The sequence below is a fragment of the Daeguia caeni genome (genome assembly GCF_042653845.1).
GTDB classification, from domain to species: domain Bacteria; phylum Pseudomonadota; class Alphaproteobacteria; order Rhizobiales; family Rhizobiaceae; genus Brucella; species Brucella caeni.
In genome coordinates, this window is sequence record NZ_JBHSEL010000001.1 from 121,078 (window position 1) to 133,482 (window position 12,405).

The window sequence follows — 12,405 nt, forward strand, 5'->3', positions numbered from 1 at the left end:
ACGCTGCTATGAAGTTTTTCGTCGACACTGCGGATGTAAATGAAATCCGCGAATTGAACAACCTTGGCCTGGTCGATGGCGTAACCACCAACCCGTCCCTGATCGCGAAATCCGGCCGAAACATCCTGGAAGTGACCAAGGAAATCTGCGGCATCGTCAAGGGCCCGGTTTCGGCTGAAGTCACGGCAACCGATTTTGACGGCATGATCAAGGAAGCTGCCGTGCTTGCCAAGATTGCCGACAATATCTGCATCAAGCTGCCATTAACCCTTGATGGCCTGAAGGCCTGCAAGAAGCTGACCTCGGAAGGTCTGAAGACCAATGTGACGCTGTGCTTCTCGGCCAATCAGGCGCTTCTGGCCGCCAAGGCTGGCGCAACCTATATCTCGCCCTTCATTGGACGCCTCGATGATACCGGCATCAATGGCATGGAACTGATCGCGGAAATCCGTTCGATCTACGACAATTATGATTTCCGTACCGAAATCCTGGCGGCGTCGATCCGTACCGTCAACCATGTCAAGGAAGCCGCCCTGATTGGCGCTGACGTTGCCACGATCCCGCCTGCAACGCTGAAGGCGCTCGTCAAGCATCCGCTGACCGACAAGGGCCTTGAAGCCTTCCTCGCTGACTGGGCGAAGACCGGCCAGAAGATCGCCTGAACGGCCGGATTGGCTGAACCAGAAACAATGACGGCGGCTCGATGAGCCGCCGTTTGTTTATCCGAATGCTTTTGATGCGCCCTGAGCAGTTCCAGGAAAATCGGAAACCGGCTTTCGTCTGGAACTTTGAAAAAACAATATGTTAGAGCTGCGACATCTTGAGCGCCAGGGCAAGATAGACCTGCTCGGCCAGCTCATGTGCAGCACGCTTGAGCGCATCGCGTTCAGCCCGCAGATTGGCAAATTCCTGCCGCGGACGGTCAAAGGAGGCAATCGCCGTGCGGGTTCCCCTGGCAACCGGCTTGCCATTCATGTCACGCAGAACGAAGCGTGATGTCGCCTTGGCCATACCCGCCGATGGACGGCCCGTACGATCCGTACGGTCGCCAATATCGACGCTGACAGCAGACGAAACCGAATAGTTCAGGCCAAGATCAAGCTTGTAGACCGGATTGGCCGGCTCGCCCGCGCCGCCGCCAAGCAGGAAGATCAGGCGGTTGCGCACTTCCTGCCCAACAATGCTGTTTGCTGGCGCAATCGAGATGGAGGCAAGCTTGCTGCGCATATCCGGCGCCACGCTGGCGCCAATCGTTGTGCCCGCATTGGATGAATAAAGCGGCTGAACCGTGCAGCCTGCCACCAGCAATGTGCTGATGGCAACGACTGCTGCACCAAGCGATTTGAACGCTGCAGAAAAACGATCAGACAACGACATTGACGATCCTTTGCGGCACCACGATAACCTTTTTCGGCGAAGCTCCACCCAAGGCTGCCTTGACAAAATCAAGGTTGAGCACCGCCGCCTGGATTGTAGCTTGATCAGCGTCGCGTGCGATTGTCAAATCACCGCGCTTCTTGCCGTTGATCTGAACCGGCAGAACGACCTCGTTTTCCACCACGAGTGCGGGGTCAAAGGTCGGCCATGGCGCACGCGCAACCAGCGTCTTCACGCCATTGACCGTGCCCCCCAGTTCCGCAAGGCACTGTTCTGCCAGATGTGGCATCATCGGCCCGATCATGATGATGAGCTTTTCTGCCGCATCGCGCAGCGCTGCCTTCATGGTGTCATCCACATTGCCGCCTGCTGCCCGCTGCAGCGGTGTGGCAAGCGTGTTGACCAGTTCATAGAGGCGGGCAACCGCACGGTTGAAGGCAAGCTTTTCAATATCATCGCCGACCGCCTTGACCGCCTTGTGCGCAGCCTTCGACACAGCCAGGGCCTCCCCTTCGCCTGCAGGCTTTGGCGCCACATCCTTCAGGACGCAAGCAGCCTCGGCGATCAGGCGCCAGACGCGCTGCACGAAACGGTGCGCACCTTCTGCGCCGGCCTCCGTCCAGATCACATCGCGTTCCGGCGGCGAATCGGACAGCACGAACCAGCGTGCCGTATCCGCGCCATAGGAGGCGATGATGTCATCCGGATCGACGACATTCTTCTTCGACTTCGACATTTTCTCAATCGAGCCGATTTCGACCGGCGCGCCATTGGAAATCAGGCTTGCCACGCGCTTGCCGTCAACTTCCTCAATGCGCACCTCGGCCGGTGAAACCCACTGACCATCGGCCTTGTAGGTCTCATGCACCACCATGCCCTGGGTGAACAGGCCCTTGAACGGTTCATCGAAACCGACATGCCCCGTTGCCTTCATCGCACGGGTGAAGAAGCGCGAATAAAGCAGGTGCAGGATCGCGTGTTCAATGCCGCCAATATACTGGTCAACCGGCAGCCAGCGATCTGCCACGGCACGGTCGGTCGGCTCATTTTCCCAAGGTGCGGTAAAGCGCGCATAGTACCACGACGAATCAACGAATGTGTCCATCGTGTCGGTTTCACGGCGCGCATCGCCACCGCATTTCGGGCATTTGACATGCCGCCAGGTCGGATGGCGATCAAGCGGATTGCCCGGACGGTCGAATTCGACATCATCCGGCAGCTTGACCGGCAGGTCGGCGCGCGGCACCGGAACAACACCGCAAGCATCGCAATGGATCATCGGGATCGGGCAGCCCCAATAGCGCTGGCGCGAAATGCCCCAGTCACGCAGACGATACTGCACCTTGCGCATGGCCTGCGGACGACCGTTGAAATCGGTGTTTTCCAGACGGTTCGCAACTTCATTGAAGGCGTCTTGCGGCGTCATGCCATCGAGGAAGCGCGAATTGATCATCACGCCATCATCGGTATAGGCGGTCGTGTCGATGCTGAAGCTTGCCGCATCCTCGCCCTTCGGCAGAACCACCGGCGTGACTTTCAGCCCGTATTTGTTGGCGAAATCCAGGTCGCGCTGGTCATGGGCTGGGCAGCCGAAGATTGCGCCCGTGCCATATTCCATCAGCACGAAATTGGCGACATAAAGCGGCAGATCCCAGTTGTCGTCAAACGGATGCTTGACCTTGACGCCGGTATCAAACCCCTTCTTTTCTGTGGTTTCGAGCACGGCGACCGAAGTTCCGGCCTTGCGGCACTCGTCAATGAAGGTAGACAGGGCGGCATTTTCCGTCGCAAGCTTCTTGGCCAACGGATGATCGGCCGCGATTGCCACGAAGGCCGCACCAAACAGCGTGTCCGGACGCGTCGTATAGACTTCGACTTCCGAAAAACCCTCTGGAGCAGTCTTGCTGTCCAGCGCGAAGCGAACCTGCAGGCCTTCCGACTTGCCGATCCAGTTCTTCTGCATGACGCGGACCTTTTCCGGCCACTGATCAAGCGTCTCAAGACCGGCCAGCAGTTCCTCGCTGAAATCGGTGATCTTGAAGAACCACTGCGTCAGCTCACGCTGTTCGACCAGCGCGCCCGAACGCCAGCCACGGCCATCCACCACCTGCTCATTGGCCAGAACGGTGTTGTCGACCGGGTCCCAGTTGACCTTGGACGTCTTGCGCGTCACCAGCCCCTTTTCATACAGGTCGAGGAACAGCATCTGCTGGCGATGGTAATAATCGACATCGCAGGTGGCAAATTCACGCGACCAGTCGAGCGACAACCCCATCGACTTCAGCTGGCGCTTCATCGTGGCGATGTTCTGATAGGTCCATTCCTTCGGATGAACCTTGTTCTGCATGGCCGCGTTTTCCGCAGGCATGCCAAAGGCATCCCATCCCATCGGATGCAGGACATTATAGCCCTTGGCACGGCGATAGCGGGCAACAACATCGCCCATCGCATAATTTCGCACATGCCCCATGTGAATGCGCCCCGATGGATAAGGGAACATTTCGAGGACGTAATATTTCTCACGCGGGTCATTGTTGTCTGTCTTGAAGGTCTGGTCGTCTTCCCAGACTTTCTGCCAATGAGCCTCTGCGGTGCGCGGATTGTAACGTTCGGCGGCCATAACCGTATTTACTCTTATCAAGATGATGCAATAAGGAGTTCAATGTTTGATCCGACCTTCATCATGGTTTGGCGGTAGCGTCAACCTTTTGCGGAAAAAAGACCCGAAAGTGAGTGATTCATGTCCGAAATCGTTGCAAATCTGAACACAGTGAAGGCCGCGATTGCCCGCGCCGAGCAGGAAGCGCAGCGCGAAAAAGACTCAGTCACGCTGGTTGCCGTTTCAAAAACCTTCGATGCTGATGCAATTCGCCCCGTACTGGAGGCTGGTCATCGCGTCTTTGGCGAAAACCGCGTCCAGGAAGCGCAGGGCAAGTGGCCGGCGCTGCGTGAAGTCTATCCCGGCATTGAACTGCATCTGATCGGCCCCCTGCAATCCAACAAGACTGCCGATGCCGTTGCCCTGTTCGACGTGATTGAAACGGTTGACCGCGAAAAGATTGCCGCCGCCTTGGCTGCGGAAATCCGCAAGCAGGGCAGAAACCCGCAGCTTTATGTCCAGGTCAATACCGGGCTTGAGCCGCAAAAGGCCGGCATTGCACCGAAGGAAGCCGTAGCCTTTGTTGAACGCTGCCGCACCGAACATGGGCTGAATATCGTTGGCCTGATGTGCATTCCACCGGCAAATGAAAATCCGGGACCGCATTTTGCGCTTCTGGAAAAGCTCGCCCGTGAAGCCGGCGTCGAAAAGCTTTCCATGGGCATGTCAGGCGATTTCGAAACGGCGATCGGCTTTGGCGCAACCTCGGTGCGTGTCGGATCGGCCATTTTCGGTGGACGCGCCTATCCTGCATGAGGCGCGCCGGAACCTGTCACTGCTCCCTCAGGCGGACAGATCAAAAAACCACCGGCATAAGCATTCCTCAATCAGGGCAAAGGCATGGGAAATGATCCAACATGTTGTTTTTCCTTGTGAATGGGAAACCGGCTCCCGCCCTTCCTGAGCCTAGTGGAGCGTGATTTCCATCTCCACATTGCGCCAGTCCGATGGGCCAAGCAGGCGATGATGGGTAAAGATCACCGAATGCAGCGGTCCATCGATTTCCCGTTTCCAGAAGTCGATGAAATTGTTGAGTGCCGGAAATTTCGGCGCCAGATCATATTGCTGCCAGATGAACAGCTGCAACAGATGCGGATGATCCGGCAGATGATAATAGATCTTGGCGGTGGTCAGCCCATAGCCGGCCAGCTGCAGTTCAAATTCCGACTTCGATATGCTTGCAGGCCGCGGTGATATTTTCTCAGCCATGGCAAATTCCCCTTGAAAGCCTGTGTCTGCACAACCCTGACGGTCACACACCGAAACACTCCAGAGCGAATTTGGTCTGTCTGATCTGCGGTCTGGCAACAGCCTGCCCGTACAGCCTGCCGGACAGGATGGATGACCCAGGCCACAGGGCAGATCGGGTCACTCCCCAAATTAAACGGTTACGCAGTTTATTATCTCTTTATATTTTCAATATGATATGAAAAGCTCATCGTTTGTACACCGTTTTTGTTCGCAGTCAGTAAGGTCATGAACGGGAAGCTGTCCCATCGTCTAATTTACCTCCCTATTGCAGGGTTGTAGATAAATTCACAGATAGTCGGGACTGCGGCTATCATTATGGCGGGAGGATGCCGTTCTGTTTGGAGGAAATCATGTCGGAAAAGCTTTACCCCGTTCTGGAGGAAGCGAAAAAAAACACGCTTATCGATAATGCAACCTATAACGCCTGGTATCAGGAGAGCGTGACCGACCCTGAAGGGTTCTGGGCCAAGCATGGTCGCCGCATTGACTGGTTCAAGCCGTTCACAAAAGTCAAGAATGCAAGCTTTGAAGGCGATGTCTCGATCAAGTGGTATGAGGATGGCGTCACCAACGTCTCCTATAATTGCATCGACCGCCATCTGAAGAGCCGCGGCGACAAGACGGCCATCATCTGGGAGGGTGACAACCCCTACATCGACAAGCGAATCACCTATCGCGAGCTGTATGAAAATGTCTGCCGCCTCGCCAATGTGCTGAAGAAGCACGGTGTGAAGAAGGGCGACCGCGTTACCATTTACCTGCCGATGATCCCGGAAGCGGCCTATGCGATGCTGGCCTGCGCACGCATTGGCGCCATTCATTCGGTGGTCTTTGCCGGCTTCTCGCCGGAAGCGCTGGCTGGCCGTATCGTTGACTGCGAATCCACCTTCGTGATCACGGCTGATGAGGGCGTGCGCGGTGGCAAGCCGGTACCGCTGAAGGAAAACACCGATACGGCGATCGACCTTGCGGCAAAACAATATGTCATGGTCAACAAGGTTCTGGTCGTGCGCCGCACTGGTGGCAAGGTCAGCTGGGGCCGCGGCCGCGATCTGTGGTATCACGAAGAGGTCATGAGCGTTGAGCCGACCTGCGAGCCAGAACCGATGAATGCGGAAGATCCGTTGTTCATTCTCTACACCTCCGGTTCAACCGGCAAGCCGAAGGGCGTGCTGCATACCACTGGCGGCTATCTCGTCTATGCCTCGATGACGCATCAATATGTCTTCGACTATCATGACGGCGATATTTACTGGTGCACGGCCGATGTGGGCTGGGTGACGGGGCACTCCTATATCGTCTATGGCCCGCTCGCCAATGGCGCGACGACGCTGATGTTTGAAGGCGTACCCAATTTCCCGAATCAAGCCCGTTTCTGGGAAGTGATCGACAAGCATCACGTCAATATCTTCTACACCGCACCGACGGCAATCCGCTCGCTGATGGGGGCCGGCGATGAATTCGTCAAGCGCTCCTCGCGTTCCTCGCTGCGCCTGCTCGGCTCGGTTGGCGAGCCGATCAATCCGGAAGCATGGGAATGGTATTACCATGTGGTTGGCGAAGGAAAATCGCCAATCGTGGATACGTGGTGGCAGACGGAAACCGGTGGCATCCTGATTACCCCACTGCCCGGCGCAACCGATCTGAAGCCCGGCTCGGCAACCCGGCCGTTCTTTGGCATCAAGCCGCAGATTGTCGACAATGAAGGCAATGTGCTGGAAGGCCCGGCCGACGGCAATCTGTGCATCATCGACAGCTGGCCGGGCCAGATGCGCACCGTCTATGGCGATCACAAACGCTTTGTGGAAACTTATTTCTCCACCTACAAGGGCAAATATTTCACCGGTGACGGCTGCCGCCGCGACGAGGATGGCTATTACTGGATCACCGGCCGCGTCGATGACGTGCTGAACATTTCCGGCCACCGCCTTGGCACGGCCGAAATCGAATCCGCACTGGTCTCACACCATTCGGTCTCGGAAGCCGCCGTGGTCGGCTATCCGCATCCGATCAAGGGACAGGGCATCTATTGCTATGTCACGCTGATGACGGGCGCTGATTCGCAGGATCCGGAAGAATTGCGCAAGGAACTGATCCAGCATGTGCGCACGGAAATCGGGCCGATCGCAACGCCGGACAGGATCCAGTTTGCGCCCGGTCTGCCCAAGACGCGCTCCGGCAAGATCATGCGCCGCATCCTGCGCAAGATTGCCGAAGATGATTTCGGCTCTCTCGGCGATACCTCAACACTGGCCGATCCAAGTGTCGTCGATGACCTGATCGCAAACCGTCAGAACAGGAAATAAAAGCGGCATACCCCGACAGCCGACGGCTGTCGGGGGCATAAAACAGGACAAAGGCCGGGGAAACCCGGCCTTTGTCCTGTTTCAGCTGTTGCTCCGTTTCGCGCAGCACCAGCGGGAAAATGCCAGTGCCTTAAAAATCGATTGCGCGTCCCTTGATTTCCCAATCGCCAAAGCGTGCCGGATCCTTGCCACCACGTCCGCCGATTTCGCGCGGGGCTTCAACAAGCTTTTCCGCAGCGCGGCGCGCTTCTGCTTCCTTCAGCGCACGCTGGGCAGCCGGCGGCAGATCCTCGAAACGCCGTGCCGGGGTTTCGGCTGCTGTTTCATTCGAATTGTCTGTCATCCGTTATAATCCCTTATTGAAGCTTGGGTCTTTCATCACCATCATATAGTTTGCAAACGCAAAGAGGACAAACAGCTCTTTCGATGAAATTGATCCTTCTGGAGACGTCTGATCGATGAATATGATGAAGACTGCCATGCTGCTTGCACTCATGACAGCCTTGTTCATGGGCGTGGGCTATCTACTGGGCGGCGGCAACGGCATGATGATCGCGCTGGTGATTGCGATTGTCACCAATCTGTTCGGCTACTGGAATTCCGACAAGATGGTGCTACGCATGTACAATGCGCAGGAAGTCGATGAGCGCACGGCGCCAGACTATTATCGCATTGTACGCGGACTTGCCGCCAATGCGGGGCTGCCCATGCCGCGGGTCTATATCATTCATGAAGATCAGCCGAATGCCTTTGCCACCGGCCGTAATCCGGAAAATGCCGCCGTTGCCGCAACCACCGGCCTGCTTCAGCGCCTGACGCCGGAAGAAGTGGCGGGCGTCATGGCGCATGAACTGGCGCATGTGCAAAACCGCGACACGCTGATCATGACCATCACCGCAACCCTTGCCGGTGCAATTTCCATGCTGGGCAATTTCGCCTTCTTCCTTGGCGGCAGCCATCGTAATGAAAATGGCAACAGCCATGGCGGGCTGATTGCGACGATCATTGCCATGATCGTTGCGCCCTTTGCCGCCATGATCGTGCAGATGGCGATCAGCCGCACGCGCGAATATTCCGCCGACCGGCGCGGCGCCGAAATCTGCGGCAATCCGCTCTGGCTGGCCTCCGCGCTCAACAAGATCGCTCGCGGTGCAAAGATCACCGTCAATGAGGAAGCCGAACACAATCCGGCCACGGCGCACATGTTCATCATCAATCCGCTGAGCGGCCGCGGCGCAGACAATCTGTTTTCCACCCACCCGGCCACGGAAAACCGGATTGCCGCATTGCAGCAGATGGCGGTCGAAATGGGCATTCGCTCGACCAGCGCGCCGGTCGAGCCGGCAGCCCCTTCCCAATATGACGGTCCATGGGGTAATGCAGGCCGGAACAACAATCGTGGCACCACGCGTCGGGGCCCATGGTCATAAAGTAGAATACAGTGAACGATAAAAAGCCTGCGCCAGGGCGTGGAAACAATAACCGGCCAGCAAATAAGAAAACCTCTTCCAAAGTCGCACAGCCAGCCGCGATGCGACCCGGTCTGGCCGCGCGCTTATGTGCGGCGCGTCTGCTTGGCGCAGTGATTGAAAAGAAGACCTCGCTCGATGGCCTGACCGACAGCAGCCACGGCCATCCGCAATATCTCGCCCTTGAAATGCGCGACCGCGCATTGGTGCGTGCCATTCTGGGGGCTGCCTTGCGTAATCGCGGCACGATTGAGCGCGCCATCAACAAGCGGCTTGAACGCCCATTGCCTGATAATGCAGTGGCGCTGAAACATCTCTTGCATGTCGCCGTGGCGCAGATTTTCTATCTCAATCTGCCCGACCATTCGGCGGTTGATCTTGCGGTGGAAGCAGCCAATGCCGATCCGCGCAATCGCAAGTTCGCCGGTCTTACCAATGCGCTGCTGCGCCGCCTGTCACGCAACAAGGAACGCGCGCTGGCACATACATTGCAGCCGGAAACCAATGTGCCGGAATGGTTCGCCAAAAGCATCGAACAGGCCTATGGCGCAGAAAAAGCCCGCCAGATCCTCACCATGCACGGTTTTGAACCGCCGATCGACTTCACCGTCAAAGGCAATCCGCAGGAATGGGCCGAAAGGCTTGGCGGCATGGCGCTGCCCAATGGCTCCGTGCGAGTCAAGACGATTGAGGGTTCGCTCACAGACCTGCCGGGCTTTGCCGAAGGCGAATGGTGGGTACAGGATGTGGCGGCAAGCCTGCCTGCGCGCCTGATGGGCAATATAAAAGGAAAGCGCGTTGCCGATCTATGTGCAGCCCCCGGCGGCAAGACAGCGCAGCTAGCACTTCAGGGTGCTGATGTTACGGCGCTTGACCTGTCGGAAAACCGCCTGAAGCGCCTCAACGCCAATCTCGAACGGCTGGGCTTCAACGTCAAAACCGTTGCCACCAATCTTCTCGATTTCAGGCCGGATGAACTGTTCGACGCTGTTCTGCTCGATGCGCCCTGCTCGTCCACCGGCACGGTGCGTCGTCATCCGGATGTGCCCTGGACGAAATCGCCGCAGGACATCGAGAAGCTCGCCGCGCTTCAGGCAAAGCTGCTCGATCATGCAGCAACACTGGTGAAGCCGGGCGGCATCATCGTGTTCTCGAACTGCTCGCTGCATCCGGCCGAAGGCGAAGAAGTTGCGCGCAAGGCATTGCAGAACCCGCTTCTGGAAGCCTGTCCGATCACGCAAGCAGATTGCCCCGGTCTGGACGACCTCATTACCGAAGAAGGTTTCCTGCGCTCAACCCCTGCCGATTATCCGGCAGAAAAATTCGGGCACGACCCGGAACTTGCAGGCATGGACGGCTTTTTTGCCGCCCGTTTCAAGCGTAAAGCCTGAACAGCACAACCAGCACAATCTTCATCCAATTATGGTTAACGCAGAATTCACCATTTTGTGGAACTGTCGGTCCGATTGGCTGAAGCATGGCCGCTAGAGCCGTTTCAGGGCAAGCGGAAACCTGTTTTCTGCCCGGAAACGCGAAACAATACGTTAGAGCAATTCAGAGTTTCCGTAAAAATCTGGATTGTTCTAGAATATGAGCATGGGGAGAAGGAAGGCGTGGCAATCGCATTGAGCGAAACACCACAACTCTGGGGACTGGCCGTTGCACAGGCATGGCGCAAATTGAGCCGCCGCCTGCGCATGGGCCCGCTTGTGCGCTGGCGTTTCACGGGCTTTACCCCTGACCGTATCCTGATTTCCCCGCCCGATCTGCGCGTTGCCGATCCGCAATTGGCGCAGGAATTCTATCACGGCCGTTTCGCACTGGCCGGACGTCTGGTGGAAACGAGCGGCCTGTCGCCCTTTGCCGTTGAACCGCCAACGCGCGAATGGGAAGCTGCATTGCAAGGTTTTGGCTGGCTGCGCCATGTGAAGGCCGCCAACAGCGATCTTGCCACCGCCAATGCCCGCGCCCTGCTCGATGACTGGCTGCGCAGCTTTGGCAGGCGCATTGGCGGGGTTGCCTGGGCGCCTGAGGTCACGGCACAACGCATCATTGCCTGGCTGCAATATTCCAGCCTGTTTCTGACGGGTGCGGACGCCACCCTGCATCGTCGTTTCATGCGCTCACTTGCCATGCAGGTGCGCTATCTGCGCGCGGTTGCCGGTGCGATGGATGATTGTGAGGAACGCCTGCGCGCGCGCATTGCGCTTGCCTATGCTGCGCTGGCCTTGCCGGTCTCACCGCCGACCGCGCGCGCTGCCCGGCGTCATCTGGAAACTGAACTGAAGCGGCAGATCCTGCCGGATGGCGGACATATTTCGCGCAATCCGGTGGCAATTCTGGAATTGCTGGCTGATCTTCTGCCCTTGCGCCAGACCTATGCCGCCTGCACGGAAACCCCGCCCAAGGCGCTGATTGAAGCGGTTGAGCGCATGCTGCCTGCCCTTCGCTTCTTCCGCCATCAGGATGGCAATCTTGCCCTGTTCAATGGTGTCGGCCCGACCAAGCCGGAACGCCTGATTTCCGTTCTGCGTCATGATGAAACGGCTGGTGCGCCGCTGCCCCACGCACCCTATTCGGGCTATGAACGCCTTTCCATGGGTGGCACGACCATCATTGCCGATACCGGCCTGCCGCCGCCTGCCACCGCCTCGCGCGATGCCCATGCCGGCTGCCTGTCATTTGAAATGTCATCCGGGCGGCAGCGTTATATTGTCAATTCCGGTGTCGACCGCTTTGGCCCGCCGGAATTTCGCACGCTTGCCCGCTCGACTGCGGCCCATTCAACCGCCACGATCAACGACACCTCGTCCTGCCGCTTCAGCCTGGCTTCTGGCCTGTCGAGCATGATCGGTACACCAATCATCACCGGCCCGACCGCCGTGCAGCGCGACCGCATTTCCGACAATGGCCGGCAGGGCTTTGTCGCCAGCCATGATGGCTATGTCCGGCCCTTTGGCATTTTCCATGAACGCCGGGTCGTGCTGTCTCACAATGGCAGCGTCATTCAGGGTTTTGACCGTTTCTACCGTGGCGATGCCAAGCCGCTGAAGGCCAATGGGCGTGACAATATCGTTGTGCGCTTCCATATCCATCCGAATGTCACTGTCGGCTATGATGAAAACGGCCTGATCGTGCTTTCTGCCGAGTATGACGACACATGGGCCTTTTCCTGTTTTGAGGTCGCCCCCCAGCTCGAAGACTCAATTTTCTTCGCCGGTTTCCGCGGGCCGGTAGCCTCCAAACAGATTGTGCTGTCGTTCCAGGCCTCTGAACTGCCGGAGGTCAACTGGCAATTCAGCCGTATCGCCATCGGCAATTACGTATAAAGGTTTATTTTCGG

General features: G+C 57.5%; 10 protein-coding genes. 6 read left to right on the forward strand and 4 right to left on the reverse strand.

Annotated features, from left to right (window positions below):
* Positions 1 to 8: 8 nt before the first annotated feature.
* Complete coding sequence (fsa, locus tag ACFO1V_RS00595; RefSeq protein ID WP_374829794.1) at positions 9 to 662, forward strand: fructose-6-phosphate aldolase; 654 nt, start codon at positions 9 to 11, stop codon at positions 660 to 662.
* 142 nt (positions 663 to 804) lie between these two features.
* Here fsa and lptE read toward each other — a convergent pair whose 3' ends face one another.
* On the reverse strand, positions 805 to 1,377 hold the full coding sequence (gene lptE / locus ACFO1V_RS00600) for an LPS assembly lipoprotein LptE (protein WP_374829792.1): 573 nt from the start codon (positions 1,375 to 1,377) through the stop codon (positions 805 to 807).
* On the reverse strand, positions 1,364 to 3,997 hold the full coding sequence (gene leuS / locus ACFO1V_RS00605; protein WP_374829790.1) for a leucine--tRNA ligase: 2,634 nt from the start codon (positions 3,995 to 3,997) through the stop codon (positions 1,364 to 1,366). Before leuS ends, lptE begins: the two co-directional genes overlap by 14 nt.
* Positions 3,998 to 4,117: 120 nt before the next feature.
* On the opposite strand from leuS, the gene ACFO1V_RS00610 reads away from it, so the two are divergent.
* Positions 4,118 to 4,792, forward strand: coding sequence for a YggS family pyridoxal phosphate-dependent enzyme (locus ACFO1V_RS00610; protein ID WP_374829788.1), 675 nt, complete (start codon positions 4,118 to 4,120; stop codon positions 4,790 to 4,792).
* Between the two features lie 150 nt (positions 4,793 to 4,942).
* Here ACFO1V_RS00610 and ACFO1V_RS00615 read toward each other — a convergent pair whose 3' ends face one another.
* Entirely contained in the window at positions 4,943 to 5,245 is a 303-nt protein-coding gene (locus ACFO1V_RS00615) for an usg protein (protein ID WP_374829786.1), read from the reverse strand.
* Positions 5,246 to 5,637: 392 nt separating this feature from the next.
* On the opposite strand from ACFO1V_RS00615, the gene acs reads away from it, so the two are divergent.
* Complete coding sequence (gene acs, locus ACFO1V_RS00620; protein ID WP_374829784.1) at positions 5,638 to 7,593, forward strand: acetate--CoA ligase; 1,956 nt, start codon at positions 5,638 to 5,640, stop codon at positions 7,591 to 7,593.
* A 130-nt stretch (positions 7,594 to 7,723) separates the two neighbouring features.
* On the opposite strand, the gene ACFO1V_RS00625 is transcribed toward acs, so the two are convergent.
* Positions 7,724 to 7,936, reverse strand: coding sequence for a DUF1674 domain-containing protein (locus ACFO1V_RS00625; protein ID WP_374829782.1), 213 nt, complete (start codon positions 7,934 to 7,936; stop codon positions 7,724 to 7,726).
* 115 nt (positions 7,937 to 8,051) lie between these two features.
* Between ACFO1V_RS00625 and htpX the strand changes: the two genes are divergently transcribed.
* The 3 genes from htpX to ACFO1V_RS00640 all read left to right on the forward strand — a co-directional run bounded on the left by htpX (position 8,052) and on the right by ACFO1V_RS00640 (position 12,391).
* Entirely contained in the window at positions 8,052 to 9,023 is a 972-nt protein-coding gene (gene htpX / locus ACFO1V_RS00630) for a zinc metalloprotease HtpX (protein ID WP_374829780.1), read from the forward strand.
* 11 nt (positions 9,024 to 9,034) lie between these two features.
* Positions 9,035 to 10,453, forward strand: coding sequence for an RsmB/NOP family class I SAM-dependent RNA methyltransferase (locus ACFO1V_RS00635; protein ID WP_374829778.1), 1,419 nt, complete (start codon positions 9,035 to 9,037; stop codon positions 10,451 to 10,453).
* A 222-nt stretch (positions 10,454 to 10,675) separates the two neighbouring features.
* Entirely contained in the window at positions 10,676 to 12,391 is a 1,716-nt protein-coding gene (locus tag ACFO1V_RS00640) for a heparinase II/III family protein (protein ID WP_374829776.1), read from the forward strand.
* Positions 12,392 to 12,405 lie beyond the last annotated feature (14 nt).

Excerpts from the sequence above, each read along its gene's own strand:
- lptE (WP_374829792.1), bottom strand. The coding sequence starts at position 1,377 with ATGTCGTTGTCTGATCGTTTTTCTGCAGCGTTCAAATCGCTTGGTGCA.
- ACFO1V_RS00615 (WP_374829786.1), bottom strand. The coding sequence starts at position 5,245 with ATGGCTGAGAAAATATCACCGCGGCCTGCAAGCATATCGAAGTCGGAA.
- leuS (WP_374829790.1), bottom strand. The coding sequence starts at position 3,997 with ATGGCCGCCGAACGTTACAATCCGCGCACCGCAGAGGCTCATTGGCAG.
- htpX (WP_374829780.1), top strand. The coding sequence starts at position 8,052 with ATGAATATGATGAAGACTGCCATGCTGCTTGCACTCATGACAGCCTTG.
- ACFO1V_RS00610 (WP_374829788.1), top strand. The coding sequence starts at position 4,118 with ATGTCCGAAATCGTTGCAAATCTGAACACAGTGAAGGCCGCGATTGCC.
- ACFO1V_RS00625 (WP_374829782.1), bottom strand. The coding sequence starts at position 7,936 with ATGACAGACAATTCGAATGAAACAGCAGCCGAAACCCCGGCACGGCGT.
- fsa (WP_374829794.1), top strand. The coding sequence starts at position 9 with ATGAAGTTTTTCGTCGACACTGCGGATGTAAATGAAATCCGCGAATTG.
- acs (WP_374829784.1), top strand. The coding sequence starts at position 5,638 with ATGTCGGAAAAGCTTTACCCCGTTCTGGAGGAAGCGAAAAAAAACACG.